The 26380-nt window shown below is 42.4% G+C and carries 21 protein-coding genes; 15 read left to right on the top strand and 6 right to left on the bottom strand.

Going from position 1 to position 26380, the window contains the following annotated elements:
- Window positions 1-220: 220 nt before the first annotated feature.
- Genes glpA through glpC form a run of 3 tightly spaced genes read left to right on the top strand, consistent with a single transcriptional unit; the run spans window position 221 to window position 4477 of the window.
- On the top strand, window positions 221-1912 hold the full coding sequence (glpA, locus tag L5B71_RS08935; RefSeq protein ID WP_265758041.1) for an anaerobic glycerol-3-phosphate dehydrogenase subunit A: 1692 nt from the start codon (window positions 221-223) through the stop codon (window positions 1910-1912).
- Window positions 1902-3209, top strand: coding sequence for a glycerol-3-phosphate dehydrogenase subunit GlpB (gene glpB, locus L5B71_RS08930; protein WP_265758040.1), 1308 nt, complete (start codon window positions 1902-1904; stop codon window positions 3207-3209). Before glpA ends, glpB begins: the two co-directional genes overlap by 11 nt.
- Window positions 3209-4477: an anaerobic glycerol-3-phosphate dehydrogenase subunit GlpC gene (gene glpC, locus L5B71_RS08925; RefSeq protein ID WP_265758039.1), complete on the top strand. Its 1269-nt coding sequence runs from the start codon at window positions 3209-3211 to the stop codon at window positions 4475-4477. Before glpB ends, glpC begins: the two co-directional genes overlap by 1 nt.
- Before the next feature lie 83 nt (window positions 4478-4560).
- Here glpC and rpsT read toward each other — a convergent pair whose 3' ends face one another.
- The gene (gene rpsT, locus L5B71_RS08920) at window positions 4561-4824 is read right to left on the bottom strand and encodes a 30S ribosomal protein S20 (RefSeq protein ID WP_017805402.1); all 264 of its coding nucleotides are present in this window, start codon (window positions 4822-4824) and stop codon (window positions 4561-4563) included.
- Between the two features lie 277 nt (window positions 4825-5101).
- Here rpsT and murJ point away from each other — a divergent pair, with 277 nt between their 5' ends.
- The 7 genes from murJ to L5B71_RS08885 all read left to right on the top strand — a co-directional run bounded on the left by murJ (window position 5102) and on the right by L5B71_RS08885 (window position 15146).
- A complete protein-coding gene (gene murJ, locus L5B71_RS08915; protein ID WP_265758038.1) occupies window positions 5102-6673 on the top strand; it encodes a murein biosynthesis integral membrane protein MurJ in 1572 nt (523 codons plus the stop codon).
- A 105-nt stretch (window positions 6674-6778) separates the two neighbouring features.
- The gene (gene tamA, locus L5B71_RS08910; protein ID WP_265758037.1) at window positions 6779-8542 is read left to right on the top strand and encodes an autotransporter assembly complex protein TamA; all 1764 of its coding nucleotides are present in this window, start codon (window positions 6779-6781) and stop codon (window positions 8540-8542) included.
- 8 nt (window positions 8543-8550) lie between these two features.
- Window positions 8551-12573: an autotransporter assembly complex protein TamB gene (gene tamB / locus L5B71_RS08905; protein ID WP_442780746.1), complete on the top strand. Its 4023-nt coding sequence runs from the start codon at window positions 8551-8553 to the stop codon at window positions 12571-12573.
- A gap of 9 nt (window positions 12574-12582) precedes the next feature.
- Complete coding sequence (gene ppx / locus L5B71_RS08900) at window positions 12583-14130, top strand: exopolyphosphatase (RefSeq protein ID WP_265758036.1); 1548 nt, start codon at window positions 12583-12585, stop codon at window positions 14128-14130.
- Window positions 14131-14143: 13 nt separating this feature from the next.
- Window positions 14144-14530, top strand: coding sequence for a pyrimidine dimer DNA glycosylase/endonuclease V (locus L5B71_RS08895; protein ID WP_265758035.1), 387 nt, complete (start codon window positions 14144-14146; stop codon window positions 14528-14530).
- A 159-nt stretch (window positions 14531-14689) separates the two neighbouring features.
- Window positions 14690-14971 carry a surface lipoprotein assembly modifier gene (locus L5B71_RS08890; protein ID WP_265758034.1) on the top strand — a complete coding sequence of 94 codons (282 nt, stop codon included), beginning with the start codon at window positions 14690-14692 and terminating at the stop codon, window positions 14969-14971.
- Complete coding sequence (locus L5B71_RS08885) at window positions 14949-15146, top strand: surface lipoprotein assembly modifier (RefSeq protein WP_326938254.1); 198 nt, start codon at window positions 14949-14951, stop codon at window positions 15144-15146. The genes L5B71_RS08890 and L5B71_RS08885 overlap by 23 nt, the downstream gene beginning before the upstream one ends.
- Window positions 15147-15236: 90 nt before the next feature.
- Here the strand turns inward: L5B71_RS08885 and L5B71_RS08880 are convergent, their stop codons facing one another.
- Genes L5B71_RS08880 through L5B71_RS08870 form a run of 3 tightly spaced genes read right to left on the bottom strand, consistent with a single transcriptional unit; the run spans window position 15237 to window position 17443 of the window.
- Window positions 15237-16139: a mechanosensitive ion channel family protein gene (locus tag L5B71_RS08880; protein WP_265758033.1), complete on the bottom strand. Its 903-nt coding sequence runs from the start codon at window positions 16137-16139 to the stop codon at window positions 15237-15239.
- 51 nt (window positions 16140-16190) lie between these two features.
- Window positions 16191-16685 carry a YfbU family protein gene (locus L5B71_RS08875; RefSeq protein WP_265758032.1) on the bottom strand — a complete coding sequence of 165 codons (495 nt, stop codon included), beginning with the start codon at window positions 16683-16685 and terminating at the stop codon, window positions 16191-16193.
- A gap of 17 nt (window positions 16686-16702) precedes the next feature.
- Window positions 16703-17443 carry an MlaA family lipoprotein gene (locus L5B71_RS08870; RefSeq protein WP_265758031.1) on the bottom strand — a complete coding sequence of 247 codons (741 nt, stop codon included), beginning with the start codon at window positions 17441-17443 and terminating at the stop codon, window positions 16703-16705.
- Between the two features lie 310 nt (window positions 17444-17753).
- Here L5B71_RS08870 and carA point away from each other — a divergent pair, with 310 nt between their 5' ends.
- Complete coding sequence (carA, locus tag L5B71_RS08865) at window positions 17754-18884, top strand: glutamine-hydrolyzing carbamoyl-phosphate synthase small subunit (protein WP_265758030.1); 1131 nt, start codon at window positions 17754-17756, stop codon at window positions 18882-18884.
- Window positions 18885-18956: 72 nt separating this feature from the next.
- Window positions 18957-22172: a carbamoyl-phosphate synthase large subunit gene (gene carB / locus L5B71_RS08860; protein WP_265758029.1), complete on the top strand. Its 3216-nt coding sequence runs from the start codon at window positions 18957-18959 to the stop codon at window positions 22170-22172.
- Window positions 22173-22230: 58 nt separating this feature from the next.
- Here the strand turns inward: carB and L5B71_RS08855 are convergent, their stop codons facing one another.
- Together L5B71_RS08855 and rmuC are read right to left on the bottom strand one after the other, a co-directional pair.
- Window positions 22231-22776, bottom strand: a complete 546-nt coding sequence (locus L5B71_RS08855; protein WP_265758028.1) for a TIGR00645 family protein — start codon at window positions 22774-22776, stop codon at window positions 22231-22233.
- An 82-nt stretch (window positions 22777-22858) separates the two neighbouring features.
- Complete coding sequence (rmuC, locus tag L5B71_RS08850; protein WP_265758027.1) at window positions 22859-24478, bottom strand: DNA recombination protein RmuC; 1620 nt, start codon at window positions 24476-24478, stop codon at window positions 22859-22861.
- A gap of 155 nt (window positions 24479-24633) precedes the next feature.
- On the opposite strand from rmuC, the gene L5B71_RS08845 reads away from it, so the two are divergent.
- Genes L5B71_RS08845 through L5B71_RS08835 form a run of 3 tightly spaced genes read left to right on the top strand, consistent with a single transcriptional unit; the run spans window position 24634 to window position 26369 of the window.
- Window positions 24634-25257: a Maf family protein gene (locus L5B71_RS08845; protein ID WP_265758026.1), complete on the top strand. Its 624-nt coding sequence runs from the start codon at window positions 24634-24636 to the stop codon at window positions 25255-25257.
- Window positions 25250-25813 carry a DNA topoisomerase family protein gene (locus tag L5B71_RS08840; protein ID WP_265758025.1) on the top strand — a complete coding sequence of 188 codons (564 nt, stop codon included), beginning with the start codon at window positions 25250-25252 and terminating at the stop codon, window positions 25811-25813. The genes L5B71_RS08845 and L5B71_RS08840 overlap by 8 nt, the downstream gene beginning before the upstream one ends.
- Window positions 25806-26369: a Sua5/YciO/YrdC/YwlC family protein gene (locus L5B71_RS08835; protein WP_265758023.1), complete on the top strand. Its 564-nt coding sequence runs from the start codon at window positions 25806-25808 to the stop codon at window positions 26367-26369. Before L5B71_RS08840 ends, L5B71_RS08835 begins: the two co-directional genes overlap by 8 nt.
- Window positions 26370-26380: the final 11 nt, after the last annotated feature.

The raw sequence follows: 26380 nt of genomic DNA, 5'->3' as shown, positions 1-26380 counted from the left end.
TATCATAGCGAGAAAATAAAAAACGAAAAGAAGATAAAGTTTAAGATGTGATATTTATCACAAAAAAATAACAAAAATTTTTCAATGGTGGACAAATAGTGATCTACCTCACATAATTTAATACAAACTCGCTCATTTTATTTTCTAAAACGAACATTTATCGTATGATAAAGCTATTAATTTTATCTTTTTGTTTACACATTTAATGTGGGGAAAAGCGATGAAAAAATCACCGCACTTTTATCAAAATGCACAGGACTTTTTACCTATTAATACAGATGTGATTATTATTGGCGGCGGTGCAACGGGCGCGGGGATTGCTCGCGATTGTGCGTTGCGTGGCATTAATTGTGTGTTGTTGGAACGCCGTGATATTGCTACAGGGGCAACAGGGCGTAACCACGGGTTGTTGCATAGTGGCGCGCGTTATGCGGTGAATGATGAAGAATCTGCGCGCGAATGTATCCAAGAAAATCTCATTTTAAAAAATATCGCGCGCCATTGTATTGAAGACACCAAAGGGCTATTTATCACGCTGCCTGAAGATGATTTGGCCTATCAAAAAACCTTTCTTACCGCTTGCGATAATGCTGGCATTGAAGCGGTGGCGATTGAGCCTGATTTAGCCAAACGCTTAGAGCCTTCGGTCAATCCAAATTTAGTGGGGGCGGTGGTCGTGCCTGATGGTTCGATCGATCCTTTCCGTCTTACTTCCGCCAATATGCTTGATGCCAGCGAACGTGGTGCAAAAATTTTCACCTATTGCGAAGTAAAAGGGCTAATCCGTGAAGGTGATCGCGTGATTGGGACGAAAGTTTACGATCATAAAAATAAAGTCGAACGTTTGTTTTTTGCCCCTGTTGTGGTGAATGCGGGCGGGATTTGGGGGCAAGGCATTGCCGAATATGCCGATCTGAAAATCCGAATGTTCCCGGCTAAAGGAGCATTGTTAATTATGGGACACCGCATTAATAATCTGGTGATTAACCGCTGCCGTAAACCTGCTGACGCGGATATTCTCGTACCGGGGGATACCATTTGCGTGATCGGTACAACCTCAAGTCGTATTCCTTATGATCAAATTGATAATATGGTGGTAACGCCTGAAGAAGTGGATATTTTGTTCCGTGAAGGGGAAAAACTCGCCCCCTCCCTACGCCATACCCGTGTGCTGCGTGCTTATGCAGGGGTGCGCCCACTGGTTGCCACTGATGACGATCCTTCAGGGCGCAACGTGAGCCGTGGCATTGTATTGCTCGATCACGCACAACGTGATGGCTTAGAGGGCTTCGTAACCATTACAGGCGGCAAATTAATGACCTATCGCCTAATGGCGGAATGGGCAACGGACTTGGTGTGCAAAAAACTCAATAAATCCGCCACTTGCACTACCGCGAGTCAACCTTTACCGGGGTCAGGCGCAACACAAGAAGAAACCTACAAACAAATTATTTCACTGCCAACACCAATTAAAATTTCTGCGGTATATCGCCACGGCCAGCGCGCCACCAAATTGCTCGATCAAGAACGCTTAGATCGTTCCTTGGTTTGTGAATGTGAAGCGGTGAGCGCAGGGGAAATTCGTTATGCCGTTGATGAACTCAAAGTGAATAATTTGGTGGATTTACGCCGCCGTACCCGTGTAGGAATGGGAACCTGCCAAGCGGAACTTTGCGCCTGTCGTGCAGCGGGCTTAATGGCACGTTTTAATGTTGCCACACCACGCCAATCCACCACGCAACTGGCTTCTTTTATGGAAGAACGTTGGCGTGGCATTCAGCCTATTGCTTGGGGAGAAGCAGTGCGCGAAGCAGAATTTACCAGCTGGATTTATTACAGTTTACTCGGTTTGAATGATGTTAAACCACTTGATGAACAAGCCACACAGGGGACAGATAGCAATGAAATTTGATGTAATTATTATCGGCGGTGGCTTAGCAGGCTTAACCTGTGCCATTGCACTGCAACAGCAAGGCAAACAGTGCGCTATTGTCAATAATGGGCAAGCGGCAATGGATTTTTCCTCTGGCTCATTAGATTTACTTAGTCAGCTTCCCGAAGGAAGTGCGGTGGAAAAAAGTGCGGTGGAAAATTTCGCTGAAATTTACCCGCACTTTACCAAACTGCTGCCGCACCACCCTTATACATTGTTAGGCAAAGAACAGGTGCTAGCCAAGGCCGAACGCTTTGAGCAATTGACCCAATCGCTCAATCTGGATCTGGTTGGTTCAAGCAAGGAAAATCACTTCCGAGTTACCCCACTGGGTGGCTTGCGCCGTACCTGGCTATCTGCCAACAGCGTGCCGACCTTACCTTTATCACAAGCTGAATTTCCCCATAAACGCATTGCAGTGCTAGGTATTGAAGGCTATCACGATTTCCAACCACAATTATTGGCGGATAACCTAAAACAAAATCCGCAATTTGCCCATTGCGAAATCAACATCGGCTACCTGCATATTCCACAGCTAGACCAACTGCGCAACAACGCACGGGAATTTCGTAGCGTCAATATTTCCCAAATGTTAGAGCATAAGCTGGCCTTTAGTGAATTGGCTCAAGAAATCAAACAAGCCGCAAATGGTGCAAGTGCGGTGTTTTTACCGGCTTGTTTTGGCATAGATGATCAGCACTTTTTCAATAGCCTAAAACAAGCAACAGGGCTGAATTTATACGAACTACCTACCTTGCCACCGTCTTTATTGGGAATGCGTCAGCGCAAAGCCTTAAAAACAGAATTTGAGAAATTAGGCGGTGTGCTGCTCAATGGTGACAAAGCCTTGCGTGCAGAAATTGTCGATCACCAAGTGAAAGCCCTTTACACGCAATTACATCAAGATGATGCGCTTTATGCCGAGCATTTTGTGCTGGCTTCAGGGCATTATTTTAGCTCGGGTATTGTGGCCGATTTCGATCGCATTTTAGAACCGATTTTTGATTTGGATATTATCGGCTATGGCGATTTTGACAATGACAAGCGCCTTTCTTGGACGAAAGATCGTTTCTCCGCACCACAGCCTTATCAAAGTGTAGGGGTAAAAATTAACGCAAAATGCCAAGTACAAAAGTGCGGTGAGATTTTAACCAATTTATACGCCGTAGGCTCGGTCATTGGTGGCTACAATAATTTAGAGCTCGGTTGTAGCTCTGGTGTGGCGGTAATTACCGCGCTCACCGTGGCAGAACAGATTCTTGCAGGGGGCAAATAATGAACATTCAACAATTAATTGAAAACGCAAAACAAAATGCCACCTTGCCACCCAGCCACCAATATGTGGATAACAGTTTTGAAAGCTGCATAAAATGTACAGCTTGCACGGCAGTTTGTCCGGTATCAAAACAAAACCCACTCTATCCCGGCCCAAAACAAGCTGGCCCAGACGGGGAACGCTTTCGTCTAAAAAGCACCGCATTTTATGATGAAGCACTGAAATATTGCACCAACTGCAAACGTTGTGAAGTGGCTTGCCCTTCTGATGTAAAAATTGGTGATTTGATCGTTCGTGCGCGCAATAACCATTTGAAAGAGCAGAAAAAATCGCTTATTCATAAATTGCGTGATGCGGTGCTAAGTAACACCGACATAATGGGCAAACTCAATACGCCTTTTGCCCCAGTGGTGAACACGATTACAGGCTTGAAAGCCACAAAATTCCTGCTGGAAAAAACCTTACAAGTCAGCCAGCATCGCAGCCTGCCGAAATATTCCTTCAGGTCATTCCGTCAATGGTATAAAAATAATGCCCTTGAGCGTCAGTGTTATTACAAAGACAAAGTGGCGTACTATCACGGTTGTTATGTAAATTATAATAATCCACAGCTCGGTAAGGATTTAATTAAAGTTTTCAACGCCTTAGATATTGGCGTAATGTTGCTAGAAAAAGAAAAATGTTGCGGTTTGCCATTAAGCGTGAACGGATTTCCAAAACGTGCCAGACAACTTGCCGAATTTAACCTTGCTCAACTAGAAAATACCATTCTTAACCAAGAGCTTGATGTGGTTGGCACCTCTTCTAGCTGCACAATGAATTTACGTGATGAATATCATCATATTTTAGGTATGGATAACGCCAAAGTGCGTCCGCATATCAATATTGTAACCAAATATTTATACCAGCTAATCCAACGCCAAAATTCACCGCAGTTTAAATCAATGCCGTTAAAAGTGGCGTATCACACCGCCTGCCACGTTGATAAAGCAGGTTGGGCGCCTTATACACTTGCGCTACTAAAACGGATTCCTGATTTAGAGGTGGTAATGCTCCCAAGCCAATGTTGTGGTATTGCTGGGACTTATGGCTTTAAAGCTGAAAACTATGAGGTTTCCCAAGCCATTGGCAAAACCTTGTTTGAGCATATTGAAGAAGGCCAATTTGATTTTGTGATTTCAGAGTGCGAAACCTGCAAATGGCAAATTGATATGTCTACCAGCCTTACCTGCCTACATCCGATCACGTTGTTGGCGAAGGCGTTATAAAAATCAAATCGTCAATAGATATGATAAAAAAAACCGCACTTTAAAAAGTGCGGTTTTATTTTTCTGAATTTTTTAATCTTAAATTACGCTAATTTTTTGATTTGAGCAGATAATTTAGATTTGTGGTTCGCTGCTTTGTTTTTGTGGATTAAGCCTTTAGATGCCATACGATCCACAACTTTTTGCATTTCTACAAAAGCGGCTTCAGCCACAGCTTTCTCACCTGCTGCTACAGCGGCGTAAACTTTTTTAATGTAAGTACGCATCATAGAGCGTTGGCTTGCATTGTGTTGGCGGCGTTTTTCTGATTGAACCGCACGTTTTTTAGCTGACTTGATATTAGCCAAGGTCAAACTCCTAAAAATTTCTGTTAGTTTATGAGATAAATAAAGGCGTAAACTATGCCTTTCCGTTCCATAATTGTCAACAAACAATTAGCAAAATTTAGCTTGATTACTCGGTGAGACACAACCGAAAGTCTGCATCGTTCGCTGAAAATGCGGCTTTCAATGTAGCCCACCCAAACGATGTGGGCGAATTTTATCAGTTTTTTTGCCTAGAATATAGCTTAAAAACAAAATTTCTATACAATTAAGCCAAATTTTTCTTGATGAGAAAGCTATTTTGAGTAAACGATTATTAAAATCTGGCATTATTGTCAGTGCAATGACTTTATTATCACGCGTACTTGGACTCGTGCGTGATGTAATTATCGCACAAATCATCGGGGCAGGATTAAGTGCTGATGTGTTCTTGTTTGCTAACCGTATTCCTAATTTTTTACGCCGTTTATTTGCTGAAGGGGCATTTTCCCAAGCCTTTGTACCCGTGTTAGCAGAATACCAAAAAGCTGGTGATCTCAACAAAACCCAGCAATTTATCAGCAAAGTTTCGGGGACATTAGGCGGATTAGTCACTATCGTGACCGCCTTTGCGATGATTTTCTCACCAGTGGTCGTCGCCATTTTTGGCACGGGCTGGTTTATTGATTGGCTTAATGATGGAGTAAATGGTGTGAAGTTTGAGCAAGCTTCACTGTTACTCAAAATCACCTTTCCTTATTTATGGTTTATCACCTTTGTTGCCTTATCAGGAGCAATTTTAAACACCTTAGGGAAATTTGGCGTGATGGCATTTTCGCCCGTGTTACTCAATATTGCGATGATTTGCGCCGCACTTTTCCTTGCGCCATACACATCAAGCCCTGATCTTGCCCTTGCTATTGGGATCTTCATTGGTGGCTGGTTGCAATTTTTATTTCAATTACCTTTCTTAAAGCAAGCTGGCTTATTGGTGAAACCAAAATGGGCGTGGAATGATGAAGGGGTAAAAAAAATCCGTACACTGATGATCCCTGCGTTATTTGGGGTTTCTGTAAGCCAAATCAATTTACTACTTGATACCTTTATTGCCAGCTTCTTAATGACAGGCTCGATCAGCTGGCTTTATTATTCTGATCGTTTGCTCGAATTTCCCCTTGGTTTATTTGGTATTGCGATTTCTACTGTGATCTTACCCACACTTGCACGCCACCACGTTAATCGCACAGATAATGCTGAACAAAGTGCGGTGGATTTTCGTAACACAATGGATTGGGGCGTGCGAATGATTTTATTACTCGGCGTGCCAGCGATGATCGGCATTGGCGTGCTTGCCCAACCAATGTTGCTAGTGCTCTTTATGCGTGGCGAATTTTTATTTTCTGATGTGCAAGCGGCATCTTATTCTTTGTGGGCATTTAATATGGGCTTGCTTAGTTTTATGCTGATCAAAATTCTCGCCAACGGCTATTACGCTCGTCAAGATACCAAAACACCAGTGAAAATCGGTATTATCGCAATGGTGAGCAATATGGCATTCAACCTGCTTGCCATTCCTTTTAGCTATGTGGGGCTTGCCATTGCTTCGGCGATGTCTGCCACCTTAAACGCCTATTTGCTCTACCGTGGACTGGTGCAAGCAAATGTCTATCACTTTAGCAAACAAAGTGCGGTATTTTTTGCCAAAATTTTCATCGCGGGGCTGGCAATGGGGGCAGTAGTTTGGCACTATTGTCCAAGTTTAATCCAGTGGCAACAAATGGCGTTTGTTCAGCGTATTCACTGGCTAGTGTGGCTGATTGCTGTTGCAGCGGTAATTTATGGTGGTGCGCTGTTACTTTTAGGCATTCGCAAACGCCATTTAGTCCATTCATAAACCAGATTATAAAAATAACGAAAAATTTCACCGCACTTTACCGCAGGAATATTTGCGCAGGGCGCCACTAAAACGTAAACTAGAGCGAGATTATTGGGGAACATTATGAAATTATTACAGTCAAAAAAACGCCATTTACTCAGTGCACTCAGTTTACTTGCGACCGCTGTTTTAACTAGTTTAAATGTTTATGCTGAACATACCGTGGATCTTAAAGTGATTGGGGTAAAAGGGGTAAAAGCCATTGAAAACGTGGACATTTACACCAAAATGATCGATCCTGAAGAATCCGACGGTTCGGATCGTCATCAATATATTGTGAGCGAAGAAATCAAGAAAGCCTTACGTGTTTATGGTTATTACAACATTAAAATTAATTTCACCCTGCAACCTGCCAAAGGAGGTAAACGCCCTGTACTCATCGCGGATGTCAATGCGGGTAAACCTGTTTTGCTGACAGGAATGGATATTCAAATACTTGGTCAAGCGAAAGATGACGATACGTTCAAAACCTTAGATAAAAGATTACCGAAACTTGGGGAGTTGCTGTATCACTCTAAATATGATGACTATAAAAGTGATCTTCAATCTTTGGCGCTAGCAAGAGGCTATTTTGATGCCGATTTTAATGTTTCCCAATTATTGGTTCGACCCTCCACTTACCAAGGATGGTGGAAAATTATTTTTGATAGTGGCGAACGTTATCGCTTTGGCAAATTTACCTTTGAGCGCTCACAAATTCGTGAAGATTACTTGCGTAATATGATGGAAATTAAAGAAGGGCAACCTTATTTAATTGATGATCTCTCGCGTTTTACCAATGATTATACCGCTACCAATTGGTTTAATTCAGTGTTAGTGCAACCTCATCTTGATGAAGAAAACAAAATTGTAGATGTTACAGTATTACTCACACCCCGTAAAAAAAATGCAATGGACGTGGGGATAGGTTATTCCACCGATGTTGGCCCGCGCTTTCAATGGAGTTGGATAAAACCTTGGATTAATAGCCGTGGGCATAGTTTCCGTTTTAATCTTTATGCTTCTGCGCCAAAACAAACAGTGGAAGCGGTGTATAAAATGCCTTTATTGAAAAACCCATTACGCTATTATTACGAGTTTTCTACTGGTTACGAACGCGAAAAAACGAACGACACGGAAACAGCCTCTGGCACTTTTGCAGCGTTACGCTATTGGAATCGCGTGTCAGGCTGGCGGCATGCTTTAGGTTTACGGGTACGCTATGATTCTTTCACCCAAGCTAATCATTCTGATCGCACTTGGTTGGTTTATCCCACTGCGTCTATTAGCCGTACACGTTTAAGAGGTGGTTTATTCCCAACTTGGGGCGATGCACAACGTTTAACGGTGGATTTCGGGCATAAAATCTGGCTTTCTGATGCAAATTTTTTCAAAGTGCAAGGTTCAACAGCATGGATTCGTACTTTTGCCGATAATCACCGCTTCTTAATACGCGGAGAGTTCGGTTGGTTACAAACTAAAAATTTAGAAAAAATTCCACCCGCACTTCGTTTCTTTGCGGGCGGTGATCGCAGCATTAGGGGCTATGGCTATAAAAAAATCTCCCCTAAAAATGCGGAAGGAAAATTAGTTGGGGCTACCCGTCTTGCCACGGGTACTCTAGAATATCAATACCAAGTCTATGAAAATTGGTGGCTTGCCACCTTTGCTGATACAGGGCTTGCAGCGAATAGTTTCAATTTAAAAGAACTACGCTATGGCGCAGGAATGGGGGTACGTTGGGCCTCTCCCATCGGCGCACTGAAACTTGATATTGCCACCCCAATTCGCGATAAAGACAACAGCAAAAACGTACAGTTTTACATTGGTTTAGGCTCGGAATTATAGGCAAAAAAATGACAAAAGAAGCGCAATCCACCCCAAATATGGAAAAGCATGGTACAGAAAACCAAAGTATAGAAAACCAAGGCGCTGAAAATCAGGCGGAACAATCCCCTAGCTTAAAGAAAAAACGCCCGTTATGGAAAAAGTTGCTATGCATAAGTGCGGTGATTTTTTTGCCAGTTTTTGCCTTGCTCGCCACCCTTGCCACTAATCAAGGTCAGCGTGGTTTGATTCAACTTGTTGATAAACTCATGGATAGCCTTTCTATTGAGCAGGTAGAAGGTGGTTTGCAAAACGGATTAACCCTGCATAATGTTAAATTTCAGTCCGAAGGCGTCGATACGACAATTCCGCAAGCTCATTTGCGACTGGATTTATCTTGCTTGCTACAAGCCAAAGTTTGCCTACAAGATCTGAGCATTCAAAAACCGCAAATTCATATCGACACTTCACTGCTTCCACCTTCACAAGAAAAGGACAAAGATCCTAGTTCGATGAAGAAAATTCATCTGCCTGTGGCGGTGCAAGCAGATAATGTGGAAGTGCAGGATTTAGCTTTAACCATCGATCAAACGCAGATTAATTTAGCCCATTTTTCCACCGCACTTAGCCTAAACAATGAAAGCGGTTTTACCCTTGAGCCAACGCAGATTAATGATTTGTTAGTACAAACTTACGGCACACCAGAAGAAGAAAAAACCACACAAAAAACGGAAAGCAAACCGGCTCAACCAGCTGGGCAAGCCATTGATTGGCAACAGTTAGAACAACACCTTACCCCAGCACTGCTCGGTAATTTAGACAAAATCGAGCTGCCTTTTGATCTCCATATTACCGATATTCAAGGCAAAAACTGGCAATATCAACAGCATTTCAGCCGCAAAAATGAGACACAAGATAATGCACAAAATAAGGCTGAGAAAAGTGAAACAATACCTGTCCCTACACAGCAAATTGAGGTATCCGCTTTGCAAATCAAAGCGGATGCCACAGGCAATCAAGTGCAACTGCACAACCTGAATATCGCCAGTTCATTGGGAACGCTAGCAGGGCAAGGCTCAATGCAGCTGGACGATGATTTTCCCCTTGATTTTGAGCTTAACAGTCAACTCAAAGGCTATGCGCCATTGAATATTCCACAAGGCGATCTGAGCCTACAACTTTCAGGCAAATTACGTGGGAAAACACAACTTCATCTACAAAGCAAAGGGGATATTAATGCAGAGCTGGTGGGCAACGTAGCACTTAACCAAGAAAAAACGCCCTTTGATCTCAAGCTAACCAGTAAAAGTTTGCAATATCCTTTTGATAAAAAGGAAAAAGATCCGCTGAAAGTGCAAAATTTAACGCTCAATCTGACAGGCGATTTGCTGGATTACCAAGTGCAACTGAATGCCGACGTTTCTGGAATGAGTACACCAAAAACGCAAATTAGCAGCCAAATTAACGGCAAACTTTGGCAAGCGAACATTACACAATTTGAGCTTAACACCTTACAAGGCAAGGCTAATTTAAGCGGTGAAGTAAACTGGCAAAAAGGCATGCAATGGCAAAGTGCGGTAGATTTTTCACAATTAAATATCACTCAATATTTGCCTTCAATGCCCGCGGTGCTGTCTGGTCATTTCAGCTCGCAAGGACAAGTTGATGGACAAAATTGGACCATTAACGTTCCCGATTTAGACATTAACGGTTCGCTTTCTCGCCAGCCATTAAGCCTAAAAGGTAAACTCAGTGCAGATAACAACAAATGGCTACAAATACCAAATCTGTTGCTCAATTACGGTGAAAACCGCATTGCAATGCAAGGGGGAATCGGTCAACAATCAGATTTATCCCTTGATATTCACGCGCCAAACTTGCGTGGTTTACTGCCTGAACTTTCCGCTACTCTATTTGGTTATGTCAAATTGAAAGGAGATATTCGTGAACCTAATTTAAATGTGGATTTAAGCGGTAACAATATTCGTTTCCAACAATTACAGCTGAATAAATTCGCCGTTAAAGGGGATATTCGCTCGCAGAAAATCATTAGCGGTGATTTAAACGCCAATGTAACGGGGTTGAAATATGCCGATGTGGCAATTAGCCAAGCGACCTTTGCTTTATCAGGCGATGAAAAAAACCATCAGTTACAACTGCAATCACAAGGCAAACCTGTAGCGGCTAATCTCAAAATTGCGGGAAATTTTGACCGCACTTCACAAATCTGGAAAGGGCAAATTAGCGGCGTGGATATTCAATCACCGGTGGGAAAATGGCAAACTAATCAAGGCATTGCAGTAAATTACAATCAAAATAAAATGGAAGCAAGCATTTCCTCACATTGTTGGTTAAATAGCGATATTGAATTATGTTTCCCAAAAAATTTCACCGCAGGGAAAAACGGCGAAGTGCCATTCCAAGTGCGTAAATTGGATTTAGCCTTAATCAACAAATTATTGGATAAAGAACAAAGCCAAACGAAAATCAAAGGGCAATTACAAAGTCAGGGTACGGTGGCGTGGTTTAGTGATAAACCGCTCAAACTCAATGTGCAGGTAGCCGGTAATCATTTATCTGTGGCGAAAAAAATTGATTATCGCACCTTCAACCTTGCCATTCCGAAGGTGGATATCAAAGCACAAATGGAAAACAACAATCTAAACTTGGATTCCGCCATTGATTTAATGGAAAATGGTCGCATTACCACCGCACTTAAATTGCAAGATTTGGCAAAATCTCGCACCTTAGGGGGAACCATTAACATTCAGCGGTTAAATCTCAATTTAGCCAAACAACTGCTTTCAAGTGGCGAGAAAATCGATGGTGAAATTGCAGCAAATCTTACCTTAGGGGGCAATCTCAATGCACCGCTTATTCACGGTAATTTTGATGTCAACCATTTAAGTGCCACAATGAAATCCCTGCCATTCACCATCAAAGACGGTAATTTATCTATGCGTTTTGCAGGCAATCGCTCTACCTTGCTGGGCTATGTAAGAAACGCTGAAAGTCGTTTAGATATTAGTGGTGAGGCAAATTGGAAAGATATTGATAACTGGAATACCAGAATCAAAGCACAAGCAGATCGCTTTAATATGAATATTCCATCAATGGCAAAATTAAAAATTAGCCCAAATGTGGAACTCGTGGCTAGCCCTAAACTTTTAGAAATATCAGGATCAGTTGATATCCCTTGGGCAAGAATTGCTATCGAAGCATTACCAGATAGCGCGGTGACAGTTAGTCCTGATGAGGTAATTTTAGATGGCCCCGATAAAACAAAAATTGGGGTGAAGAAAGGTGAAATAAAAGCCCGAACAAAAAATGGAATGGAAATTCGTTCTGACCTTAAAATTAATATAGGGAATGATGTCACGCTCAAGGCTTATGGCTTAAATACTAACTTGGACGGCTTGCTTTCAGTAAAACAAGATAAAGGCAAGCTAGGTTTATTCGGTCAAATTTACCTAAAAAATGGACGTTATACCGCCTACGGACAAGATTTACTCATTCGCAAAGGGCAAATTAACTTTTCAGGCTTACCATCACAACCTATGCTTAATATCGAGGCAATTCGCAATCCAACTGCGATGGAAAATAGCAACATTACTGCTGGAGTGAAAGTAATCGGTTTGGCCACATCACCACAGGTTACCGTATTCTCTAATCCTGCCACTTCACAAGATGAGGCGCTTTCTTATTTGCTCACAGGTCGTTCATTAGAGAATAGTGGTGAAGCCGGTTCTGGAGGTGCTATTGGTGCAGCATTACTCGGAATTGGCTTAGCGAAAAGCGGTAAGTTAGTTGGCGGTATTGGTGAGGCATTTGGAATTCAAGATCTCAGTTTGGGAACTCAAGGCGTTGGAGATAATTCAAAAGTAACGGTAAGTGGTAACATCACGCCTCGATTACAGCTCAAATACGGCATTGGATTATTTGACGGATTGGCAGAATTTACTGTGCGCTATAAACTATTACCACAGCTTTACTTACAATCAGTTTCCGGTGTCAATCAAGCCTTTGATCTACTTTATCATTTTGATTTTTAGGACTATTTTATGAATAACGAAAACCTTCTAGCCAAAGCCTCTGATTATTTATATCAGCGTGGCGAAGTACGTGAAATTGCTGCAATTGACTTGGGTTCAAACAGCTTTCATATGATCATCGCTCGCATTATCAATGGCTCAATCCAAGTGCTTTCACGCCTAAAACAGAAAGTACAACTGGCTGAAGGCTTAGATGAGAACAATCAGTTAAGCCAAGAAGCCATTCAGCGCGGCATAAATTGTTTAGCGCTCTTTGCTGAACGGCTGCAAGGATTTCGTCCAGAAAATGTCAATGTAGTAGGCACGTTTACCCTGCGTACAGCGAAAAATAATGAAGCATTTTTACGCCAAGCGGAACAAGTTTTCCCCTATCCGATTAACATTATCAGCGGACAAATGGAGGCCAAAACCATTTACGCCGGCGTTTCTCACACCCAGCCAGAAACAGGGCGAAAATTTGTGGTGGATATTGGTGGCGGCTCAACAGAAATGATCATCGGTGATGATTTTCATCCCCTAATTGCAGAAAGCCGTCATATGGGTTGTGTGAGCTTCGCCAAAAAACTCTTCCCGCAAGGTGAAATTTCTGCCGAAAATTTTCAGCGTGCCAAACAAATTGCGGTGAATAAAATTGAAGATTTAGCCTTTGAATATCGTAAATTAGGTTGGCAATCGGTGCTGGGTTCATCAGGTACGATCAAAACCGTCTATCAAGTGATTGCGGCAAATCTTGATCCCAATGGCATTATCACCTCCGCCCGTTTAGCGCAGCTCAGTGAAAAAGTGCTACAAGTCAGCCATTTTGATGATCTGCATTTGGACGGTTTAAATGAGGATCGCGCAGACGTTTTCGTGCCGGGGCTAGCTATTCTCACTGCGGTATTTGAAGTGTTTGGCATTGAACAAATGCGTTATTCAGACGGCGCATTGCGTGAAGGCGTGATGTACAGCCTAGAAAAAAACTTCCAAGTGAGCAATATCCGCCAACGCACCGCCCTTGCCCTTGCAGAACAATTTAACCTTGATATGGCGCAATCTGAGCGAGTCTATCAAAGCGCTAAACGCCTTGCCGGACAATACAAAGCTTGGCAAAACAGCAAATTACAAGATGAAATGGTGGATATTCTCCTTTGGGCAGCACGTCTGCACGAAGTAGGTATTGTCATCAATCATAAAGGCTTGCAAAAGCACTCCGCCTACATTCTGCAAAATATGGAACTACCGGGCTTTGATAAAGAGCAACAGCGATTGCTCACCACCTTGGTTCGTTACCAAATCAACAATATCAAACAGGCTGATTTTGCGAAATTTTCTCGTTATACGGAACAAGACGTTATCGCCCTTGTGCGTTTGTTACGCTTAGCCATTTTGCTGAATAAATCACGCCAAGCCACCGTATGGAGTGAAAAAATTGCACTAAAAATCGACCGCACTTTAGCGCAATGGACAATCCAATTTGAGCCAAATTATTTAGTGCATAATCCCTTAGTGCGAAATGATCTCAGCGCTGAAAAAAAATTATTAAAAGAATTAGATTTAGACCTAACCTTTTCATAAATAAGGAAAAATAATGACAAGAATCAATGTTGTCCCGCCACAAGAACTTTGTGACCAACACCTGCTCGCTGAACATCGTGAACTCACTCGCATTCCCAACGCCGTTGCCAAAGGGAAATACAATCTCACAGGACAACCTGCGGATTACAAATTAGGCGAAGGACACGTTCGATTCTTTTTCAACAAACTGCAATTTCTCAAAAACCGCTACGATCTACTCCACCAAGAATGCAAAGCGCGCGGCTTTAACGTGCAATATTTTTGGGCGGAAGATTTACCGCAAGATCCTAGCCTATGGCAAGATTATCAGCCCACAGAAAACGCCCTAAAACTCAACCGCGAACGCATTCAATTAAGAATGCCTAAAGTGCCGAGATTTACCCCAGCAAATAAATTGTAATTCAGCTTATTTTGTTAAATAACAAGATGATAATGCACGCAATTTGAAAAATTACTTTCCGCACCAGATTTACCCACACCACTACGACGAGAAATCGGCACCTATCTCAATACCTTGCGACATCGAAACCAATGGGAAATTCAATTCAGTGGGTATTATGTGCGTGATACAAATGTGAATAACGCCAATAATACAAGGCAAATTGAAGGTATCTCTCAGCTCTATAAAAAAGATGATTGGTTACCACAAACGGCACACGGCATTGCTTATAGCTTGCAAGCAAGACGAGATTTCAACCTTTGGCAAGCCTATTATCTACATTTAAACGCAGAATTATTTGGCAAAACCTATTGGGATAATCACGCTTATGATGATCTCTACACTCGTACTTATGCAGGAATAAAGCACAAAAGCCAAAATTGCGATTTTCACTCTGGGTAAAATTCGTCAAGATTACATTTATCGTGCGGAAATTTTACTATGGAAACGTGATTGGCACTGGCTTAGCATTACCCCTAAATTGCAATTCCAATGGCGAAAACAACGCAGTAATTTACCATCACTCTATAATTATCAAAACAAAAGCATTAATCTGATTTTTGAGAAAAGCTTCTAAATAAGAATGGTATAGAAAACAAAAGTGCGGTGAAAAATTTGTGATTTTTCCACCGCACTTCATTTTTAATAATTAAAAAGTGATTTGTAATCAACCTTCAAGGTTGGCATTTTCGCTCAATTGAATATTCGTTTTTGAGAATGGGATCTCAATCCCTTCTTCATCAAATGCTAGCTTAACTTTTTCCGTTAAATCAAAATGTACAGTCCAATAATCCGCAGTATTGACCCAAGGGCGCACCACCAACTGAACACTATTAGGAGCCAATGCACCCACTGCAATCGTACATTTGGGTTCTTTCAGAACACGAGAATCTTGTTCCATTATTTTTGCCACAATGGACTTAGCCTGCTCAATATTGGCATCATAAGCAATATCAAAAATGAAATCGATACGGCGTGTGGCATTACTTGAATAATTTGTAATACTATCGCCAAATACTTTGCCATTAGGAATCAAAATTGTTTTATTGTCCCCTGTTCTTAATTCTAAAAAAAGCAAGCTAATTTTTTCAACCTTACCAACTACGCCGCCAGATTCTACCGTATCTCCTTTACGAAATGGTTTGAAAATTAAAATCATCACCCCTGCAGCAAAGTTTTGCAGTGAATTTTGTAATGCTAAACCTATCGCTAATCCTGCTGCACCAATCAATGCAACTAATGATGAGGTATTAAGCCCTAATTGGGAAAGCGATGCAATAATCACTATGAGTAAAAATAAGAAATAACTGATGGATTTAACAAAACTTTGTAGCATCTCATCTTCGGTAGAATGATATACTGCTTTTGATAATAAACGACTCAGAAAACGTGCTATACGTTTACCTATCATATAAATAGCAATTGCAAGCAAAATTCTTGTACCGTAAGGAAACACATAATTATTCAAAATATCATCCATTCCCATTGAGTGGACTTTTCCTAATAATTCCGAAGTTTTTTCCTCAATATTAAGCGGATTTTCGAAAATCTTTATCGGTTCTGTACTCATAAACAATCCTACACTAAACAATATAATGCATCTTATTCCATATTATAGTAATTAGGCATTTAGAATTTTCTCTATTTCAGCCATACTTAGATGATATTCGTGCGGGCAGCTACGCCACGCTTCTAGCATTTTGATGTATTTATCCCACATTGGGGTCTGAGAATCACAACCGTGTTCACACTGCATAAACTCTGAATATTTGCCTTCCGTGGTGGTAATAAAGCGTAAATAGTTGAGATATTTTTTCTCACGTACCGCACAATAACCCGCAAATTGTAAGCGGTGTGGTGTTACGCTGGTGGTGTCGCCTAAGTTGTTATAAGAAACCTGTAAGGCGTGGTACATTTCAAGAGTATCACGCACAGTTTGGCATTCTTGTTCTGAAAGGTTAGAAAATTCTTTGTCTAACTCTTTTAATTCTAAGCCAAAACCACCTTTCACAATGGTTTCAAAACGAGCGTATTTCGCCGCATTATTAGGATCTAACAATCCCATTAGTTTGTATTGATTGGCTAAAATTAAGCGTTGTGTTGAGGTCATTTCCATAGTGTTATTTCCTATAATTAATCAATTTCTTTTAATTCATCTTGTGAAAGGGTTTCGCCTTTGCTTTGCACATTGCCATCTTTAACGTGATATTCCAAATTTTGAAAATAGGCTTCACGAAAACTCACATAAGGATCTTGTGCCTGGTCTAACAATGCTTCTTTATCTAACATTTTAGCTCGTGCATCAATGCCTTGAATCCCAGCCTTTAATAATCCCCAAGGACCTAATAGAGAAAGCATTGGATAAGTGGTATCCACTAAATTACCAAGATCCTGACGCGGAGTGGCAGGCCCGTACATTGGCAACATCACATAAGTGCCTGTTTCTACGCCATAAGCGCCTAGGGTATCACCAAAGCGGCGTTTGTCGTCCACGCGTAATGGTGGGCTGGCGCTCGCCCAGTCAATCAAGCCACCTAAGCCGAAAATACTGTTAATCCAGAAGCGATTGAAATGCACCATTGCTTTTTTAAATTCACCTTGCAATAAGCGGTTGACGAAACTGGCTGGCTCATCAAGGTTATTGGCCACATTGATGATCCCTGTTTTAACGGGCTGCGGCACATAATCTTTCCAACCTTTAGCAACAGGTTTGAGAATATAGGGATCAGCAACCTTATAGTTGAAATCCCACATTGCGCGGTTAAATCCTTCAAGAGGATCTTTACGCTCACCAGTTTGCGGATCAATAGTCGCACAGCCTGTAAGCATTGCAGAGCCCAGTACAACGCTGGCAAGTAATACAGATTTTTTCATAAATAAGCCTTGTTACTTAAAATAAGGTACATTGTAAACAACTTAGCCAGAATCTACAAAATAAATCAAAGAAAAATAAATTAGTTGCATAACATTGATTATTTATGCAAAAATAAAGCATAAATAACAATTCATTCCTTGCGAATTTGCTTGTGTTATGTGCAATTATCTTTTAGAATCGATGCAATTAGCCTGTGAGCTAATAACCAATCCAATTTAGTGCAAACACCAAACCAAAGTGCGGTGTATTTTCGCTAAATTTCGGTTAATGAGCATTCGTAAGTGTTCACCTACAATTAAGGAGTTTTTTATGTCTAGTCCAGCAATTTTAGTATTGGCTGACGGCAGCGTTTTCCACGGCACGTCTATTGGCGCAAGTGGTACAACCATTGGCGAAGTGGTTTTTAATACGTCAATCACTGGCTATCAAGAAATCTTGACCGATCCTTCCTATTTCCAACAAATCGTTACCCTGACCTATCCCCATATTGGCAACACTGGCACCAATAATGAAGATCAAGAAAGCAATGCGGTGTACGCCAGCGGATTAATCATTCGCGATTTACCTTTATTACACAGCAATTTCCGCGCCAATCAAAGCCTAGCAGATTACCTAAAAGCCAATAACGTAGTGGCGATTGCAGACATTGATACACGTCGTTTGACCCGTTTATTGCGTGATAAAGGGGCAATGGCAGGCTGCATTATGGCGGGCGAAATTGATGAACAAAAAGCCCTTGCACTGGCACAAAGTTTTGGCTCAATGGCAGGCAAAGATTTAGCCCAGCAAGTTACCTGCCAATCGCCTTATGAATGGACACAAGGGGAATGGCAATTAGGCAAAGGCTATAATCCACAGCCAGAACAGAAATATCATATTGTCGCTTACGATTTCGGTGTCAAACACAATATCCTCAGAATGTTGGCAGAACGAGGCTGTAAAATCACTGTAGTGCCAGCTAAAACCACTGCCGAACAAGTGCTGGCTTATCAACCAGACGGCATTTTCTTATCCAATGGCCCAGGCGATCCTGAACCTTGCGGTTACGCCATTAGCGCTATCCAAACCTTACTGGCAAGCAAAAAACCGATTTTCGGCATTTGCTTAGGTCATCAATTATTAGGCCTTGCGGTGGGTGGAAAAACTAAAAAAATGCCATTCGGCCACCACGGTGCCAACCACCCCGTGCAAGATTTGGATTCGCAAAAAGTGTATATCACCAGCCAAAACCACGGTTTTGAAGTGGACGAACACAGCTTGCCAAAAAATGTGAAAATAACTCACCGCTCTTTATTTGATGATTCTGTGCAAGGCATTGAGCTAACCGACCAAGTGGCATTTTCTTTCCAAGGCCACCCCGAAGCCAGCCCCGGCCCAAATGATGTAGCGTATTTGTTTGATAAGTTTGTAGCGGCATTAGAACAAGCTAAACAAAAATAAAACCAATGATTCGCCACAAAGCTGGATTAACAATTTATACACAACGTTAAAAATATTATAAGAGAAACCAAAATGCCAAAACGTACAGACATAAAGACAATATTAATTATCGGTGCTGGCCCGATTGTGATTGGGCAGGCGTGTGAATTTGATTATTCGGGCGCGCAGGCCTGTAAGGCGTTGCGTGAAGAAGGTTATAAGGTGGTGTTAGTGAACTCTAACCCAGCCACCATTATGACAGATCCCGATATGGCGGACGTTACCTACATTGAGCCAATTACTTGGCAAACGGTAGAAAAAATCATTGAGAAAGAGCGTCCTGATGCCATTTTGCCAACAATGGGCGGACAAACCGCGCTGAATTGTGCCTTAGATCTTTCCCAAAATGGCGTGCTAAAAAAATACGGCGTGGAACTGATTGGCGCAAGCGAAGATGCCATTGATAAAGCGGAAGATCGTGGACGCTTTAAAGAAGCAATGGCGAAAATCGGCTTAAATACGCCAAAATCCTTTGTTTGCCATACTTTCGATGAAGCGTGGGCAGCACAAGCCGAAGTGGGTTTTCCAACCTTAATTCGTCCGTCTTTCACAATGGGCGGTTCTGGCGGTGGGATCGCGTATAACCGTGATGAATTTGTCGCCATTTGCGAACGCGGTTTTGATGCCTCGCCGACCCACGAATTACTCATCGAACAATCGGTGTTAGGCTGGAAAGAATATGAAATGGAAGTGGTGCGTGATAAAGCAGATAACTGCATTATCGTCTGCTCCATTGAGAATTTTGACCCAATGGGCGTGCATACGGGCGATTCCATCACCGTTGCGCCAGCGCAAACGCTCACCGATAAAGAATACCAAATTATGCGTAACGCCAGCCTTGCGGTGTTGCGTGAAATTGGCGTGGATACAGGCGGTTCAAATGTGCAATTTGCCATTAATCCCGCCAATGGCGAAATGATTGTGATTGAAATGAACCCGCGCGTAAGCCGTTCTTCTGCCCTTGCCTCTAAAGCCACGGGTTTCCCAATCGCCAAAGTAGCCGCCAAATTAGCCGTGGGCTATACGCTCAATGAATTACGTAACGACATCACGGGGGGATTAATCCCTGCCTCTTTTGAGCCGTCTATTGATTATGTGGTCACCAAAGTGCCACGCTTCGCCTTTGAAAAATTCCCGCAAGCGGACGATCGCTTAACCACACAAATGAAATCCGTAGGGGAAGTGATGGCAATGGGGCGCACTTTCCAAGAAAGCTTGCAAAAAGCCTTGCGCGGCTTGGAAACGGGCATTTGTGGGTTCAATTTGCTGTCTGAGGCGCCAGAAAAAATCCGTACCGAGCTTGGCAATCCCGGCCCTAACCGCATTCTTTATGTGGCAGATGCTTTTGGCGCAGGATTTAGCCTAGAAGAAGTGCATCATTATTCCAAAATCGATCCTTGGTTCTTAGTGCAAATTCAAGATCTTGTGCAAGAAGAGCTAGCGCTTGAGCAAAAAACGCTGGAACAATTGGATTACGCCGAACTGCGCCGTTTAAAACGCAAAGGGTTCTCCGATAAACGTATTGCCCAGCTAGTAAAAAGCACGGAAAGTGCGGTGCGAAATTTACGCAAATCTTTCAATCTTCACCCTGTTTATAAACGTGTGGATACTTGCGCGGGCGAGTTTAAATCCGACACAGCATACCTTTATTCCACCTATGAAGAAGAATGCGAAGCCAATCCTTCTGATCGTAAAAAAATTATGATCTTAGGTGGTGGACCGAACCGTATCGGGCAAGGTATTGAGTTTGATTATTGCTGTGTACACGCCGCCCTTGCCTTGCGTGAAAGTGGCTTTGAAACCATTATGGTGAACTGTAACCCTGAAACGGTTTCTACCGATTTTGACACCTCAGATCGTCTTTATTTTGAGCCGCTCACCCTTGAAGATGTGTTAGAAATCATTCACGTTGAACAGCCTTATGGCATGATCGTGCATTATGGCGGTCAAACCCCATTAAAACTTGCCAATGCCTTGGCGGAAAATGGCGTGAATATTATCGGCACATCCGCAGACAGCATTGACGCTGCCGAAGATCGCGAACGCTTCCAACAAATTCTGCAACAACTCGGCTTAAAACAGCCGAATAACCGCACGGCACGCAATGCCATTGAAGCAGTGCAATTAGCGGAAGAAGTGGGCTATCCGCTGGTGGTGCGTCCTTCCTATGTGCTAGGCGGACGAGCAATGCAAATCGTGTATAACGTGGACGAACTGAACAAATATATGCGTGAAGCGGTACAAGTTTCTGAAGACAGCCCGATTTTGCTTGATCACTTCTTAAACAACGCCATTGAAGTGGACGTAGATTGCATTTGCGATGGCAGCCAAGTGGTGATCGGTGGCATTATGCAACATATTGAACAAGCAGGTATTCACAGTGGCGATAGCGCTTGCTCCCTGCCACCTTATTCCTTAAGCGCGGAAATTCAAGATGAAATTCGCCGTCAAACGGCGGCAATGGCAAAAGCCTTGAACGTAGTAGGCTTGATGAATGTGCAATTTGCGGTGCAAGATGGCGTGATTTATGTGTTAGAAGTGAATCCGCGCGCCAGCCGTACCGTGCCATTTGTGAGTAAAGCCACTGGGCGACCATTAGCCAAAATTGCCGCACGCGTAATGGCAGGAATGAGCCTAAGCGAACAGCAAATTCAAGGCGAAATTCAACCGCACTTTTATGCAGTGAAAGAAGCGGTTTTCCCATTCATCAAATTCCCAGGGGTGGATACCATTTTAGGCCCTGAAATGCGCTCTACTGGCGAAGTAATGGGTGTGGGTGAAACCTTTGCAGAAGCCTTCATCAAAGCCCAGCTTGGTGCAGGCGAACGCATTGCGAAAACCGGCAAAGTGTTCCTTTCCGTGGATAACAAAGACAAAGCGCGTTTATTGCCAATCGCCCAACGCTTGCAAGAACAAGGCTACGGCTTATGCGCCACCATTGGCACAGCAAACTTCCTACGTGAAAATGGCATCTTTGCGCAAATCGTCAATAAAGTGCGTGAAGGTCGCCCACATATTGTGGATGCGATCAAAAATGGGGAAATCGCAATGGTAATAAACACCGTAGGCTGCTTGCCTGAAAGCGTGGAAGACAGCCACTCCATTCGCCGCAGTGCGTTACAACAGAAAGTGTTTATCCAAACTACCCTCGCCGCTGCCGAAGCCTTAGTACAAAGCGTGAAGAATTTAGATGATTATCACGTTTACTCTTTGCAAGGCTTACAAAATGCGGGATATAAAAACCGATAAATAAAAAATGACTCAGTACAATTTTGTCTGAGTCATTCTATTAAATTTAAAAATTAATTTAATGATTTTTATGACTTGTGCTATATAAAACCTTATCCGTATAAGCCATTGCAATCGCAGATACTAAAAAACCTAAATGTAGGAATAATTGCCACATCATTGTTTTTTCAGGCATATTTGCTGCATTAACGAAAGTTTGTAGCATATGAATAGACGAAATACTGATGATTGACATCGACAGTTTTACTTTCAACACCGAAGCATTAACGTGGCTAAGCCATTCTGGTTCATCTGGATGGCCTTCAGTATATAACTTGGAAACGAAAATCTCGTAACCGCCCACAATCACCATAACCAATAAATTGGCGATCATTACCACATCAATCAGGTTTAACACCGAAAGCATAACAGCATTGGAATCTAATTCTTGTAGAGAGGTTAATAATTCCCATAAAGATTTCATAAATTTATAGGCATATATTCCCTGCACCACAATTAAACCAAGATAAATCGGCAATTGAAGCCATCTGCTTGCAAAAATAATTTGACTAAAAATGGCGGGTGTTTTGTACATTCGTACTTTATTTGAAGATTTTTGTTGCATAAATGTCCTATGATAATCAGCATTAATAATGCTATATATAAATAAAAAATAGATAAGTAATCATCTAGTTAGCCACAAAATGTCAATGCTCTCCAGATACAATTTGTTCTGCTGAAATGGTGCTTAATTTGGCTAAATCAAGGTCATTATGCAGCAATTCCACTTGTGGCATTACTTTGTTAGCTTTGGCAGAAAAATCTTTAAATCGTTCAATTTTTCCTGCTAAACCTTGTTGCCCAGCAAAGGCGGTAACAGCGTGATTATAATGTCCACTCACTGTTGCCAAACTGTTACCCAGTTTAGCCAGACGCTCCGCCACCAAACACATTTGGTTATAAATATCCCCAGCCTTGCCACTAATTTCGCGCGCCTCTGCATTACCGCGCTCAATGCGCCATAGGTTCGCCACCGTGCGTAAAATCGGCATTAAGGTAGTGTGCGATACTAAAATGACGTTCTTTTCATAGGCATAATTAAACAAGTTGCTATCCTGTTTCATCGCTTCAATATAAGCAGGCTCAATGGCAATGAACATCAGCACAAAATTCGGGCTATGCACGCCAATTAAATTGCTGTAATCCTTGCGTGAAAGATCATCAATATGATTTTTAATCGCCTTGTGATGCTCACGCAAAAATTGTTGCTGCGCTTGCTCATTGTCGGCACTCACTGCATTTTCATAGGCAACTAAAGACATTTTGCTGTCAATAATCAAATGTTTATTATCCGGCAAATACACCACAAAATCTGGATAATTGGATTTGCCCTCTGCATTACGGAAATGATCCTGCGCTTTATAATGATCGTTTTCCACTAAGCCCGCTAATTGCAAGGCGCGCTCAAGCTGAACCTCGCCCCAGTTGCCGAGGGTTTTCTTTTCCCCTTTTAAGGCAGAAGTGAGATTATTCGCTTCTTGCGACATCGCAAGCCCCACATCTAGCACTTTTTTAATTTCACTTTCAAGGCTGGCGTTGCCTTTTAAGGATTCCGAATGAATTTCATTCACCCGTTTTTGGAAACCTTCAATTTGCTCACGGAATGGTTTTAACAAGGCATCAAGGCTGGCTTGGTTGGTTTGATCGAATTTCTGGCTCTTTTCCTCCAAAATACGATTCGCTAAATTTTGAAATTCAACGCTAAGCTGTTGTTTCGTTTTAATAAAATCCTCTTGTTGCTGAGCAAAATGCTTTTCTTTTTCGCCAAGGCTCGTTTTTAGCTCTGTGAGTTGCTGCAAAAGTGCGGTGGATTTTTCGCTTAAATCTACATAATCCTGCTGCTTACTTTTTAATTCTGCACGGCTTTGATTAAGCTGATTTTGCAAGCTATGCACCTGTGCTGTGGCAATGCCAAATTGCTCCTTAAGGCTGGTAATTTTCTCAGCAATATTGCTGTGGCGCGCTTGTTCTTCGTCCAATTCTTGTTGCAAATAATGGATTTTCTCATCACGTTCATTGAGCCGTGTCTGTAAGCCCTCCGCGCGCGTTTGTGCTTTCACGCTCTCTTGTTCAAGCTGATAACGCAGCTGCGATAAGGTTTCATATTTTTCTAATAACTGGTTAAAATCATTGACATTTTTATTCAGCTCTTGAGCGAGTTGTTGCTTATCTCGTTGATGTTTAGTACTAATAAAAAACAGCACAAGGCACAAAATAAGCAATAAGACGGCAACGCCTAGCCATTGAGATTGAGTGAGTTCGATCATTGTTTTCCTTAAAATTAACAAAATTTACCCCGCACTTTTAGCTAAATTTTCTCGTTCCAAAGTACAGTGGCTCAAAGTGCGGTGGATTTTTCAGATGAAATCTTTGTGGAACTGTAATAAAGTATAATGCAATTTTGGTTTAATCAGCGGAAAAAATGACAACACAACCACAACTTTATCTTGCTTCGCAAAGCCCACGCCGTTTACAGCTGTTACAACAGTTAGGATTGGAGGTAGAAATCTTCAATGCAGATATTGATGAAACCCCGAAAGTCGATGAGCAGCCTGTGGATTATGTACACAGAATGGCGCAAGAGAAAAATCACGCTGCGCGCCAACAACTTGAAAAACTTGGTAATTTTTCACCGCACTTACCCATTTTGTCCGCAGACACCAGCGTGGTGTGCGATGGGCAAATTTTAGGCAAACCACAAGGTAACGATCAAGCCGCACAAATGCTACGCTTGCTTTCCGGCAGAACACATCAAGTGCTAACCGCGGTGTGTGTCAGCTTGCCAGATCAAAAACATAGCCTTGTGCAAACCAGCCAAGTAACCTTTAAACCGTTGACAGAGCAAGAAATTTCCGCTTACATCCGTACAAATGAGCCAATGGATAAAGCAGGCGCTTATGGCATTCAAGGTGTGGGCGGCATTTTTATTTCTCATATTGAAGGCAGTTTCAGCGGTGTGATGGGCTTGCCCGTGTTTGAAACGGCGGAATTGCTGCGCAAAGTTGGGGTTAATTTATTCAGTTCAAGTGAGAAATGCAATGAGTAAAAGCCTATTCCAAGCCACCAAACACGAAGAACATTGCCCACAATGTGACGCGTTGCTGCAAATTAAAAAGGGCAAAAAAGGCTTATTTTTAGGTTGCAGCGCCTATCCGCAATGCGATTTTATCAAGCCATTACAGCCCACTCACGAAACCAACGTATTGAAAGAATTAGATCAACATTGTCCAAAGTGCGGTCATTTTTTGCAATTAAAACAAGGGCAATTTGGTATGTTTATCGGGTGTAGCGATTATCCGCACTGTGATTATATTGTTCACGAGCAACTTGAACCTGAGCAAGCACATTTGCCTTGCCCCGCTTGTGGCAAAGGTCATCTTGTGCCACGGCGCGGACGCCAAGGCAAAGTGTTTTACGGCTGCGATCAATTTCCAAAATGCAAATTTACCCTTGCCAGCCAGCCCTATGCCGAGCCTTGTCCGCAATGCGCTTACCCCATTAGCACGCTAAAAAAAGAAGAAAAAACCGACCGCACTTTGTATCGCACTTGGTTGTGTGCCAACAAAGCGTGCCGTCATCAATTTGAAACAGACAATGAATAACGAACAGAATGTGGCTCAACTGGTTGAGCAATTAAAACAAAATGAAGTCATCGCCTACCCCACCGAAGCGGTGTTTGGTTTGGGTTGCAATCCATTGAGTGAAAGTGCGGTGCAAAAATTATTAGTTTTAAAACAGCGCCCTGTGCAAAAAGGCTTGATTTTAATTGCGCCAAGTTTGGATTTCCTGCTCCCTTTTATTGATGAACGCCAGCTTTCCGAACAGCATTGGCAGCGCTTAAACGCCCATTATGAGCGCCCAACCACTTGGGTTGTGCCAGCAAAAGCCGAAACGCCGAAATTTCTCACAGGGCAATTTTCCACTATTGCCGTGCGCATAAGCGATCACCCTGCGGTAAAACTGCTTTGCGAACAAGCAGGCTTTGCGCTCACCTCCACCAGCGCCAATTTAACCGGCTTGCCACCTTGCCGCACGAGTGCGGAAGTAAAAGCGCAATTTGGCGATCACTTTCCCGTGTTAGAAATGACTATCGGTACGGCGCAAAACCCTTCAGAAATACGCGATCTATTTACCCAACAACTTTTTCGTCAAGGTTAATAAGGATTTTT

The organism is Avibacterium sp. 21-586, from assembly GCF_026226775.1.
Taxonomy (GTDB): domain Bacteria; phylum Pseudomonadota; class Gammaproteobacteria; order Enterobacterales; family Pasteurellaceae; genus Avibacterium.
The sequence above is the reverse complement of the archived record's forward strand: the minus strand, read 5'-3'. Positions and strand labels throughout refer to the sequence as shown.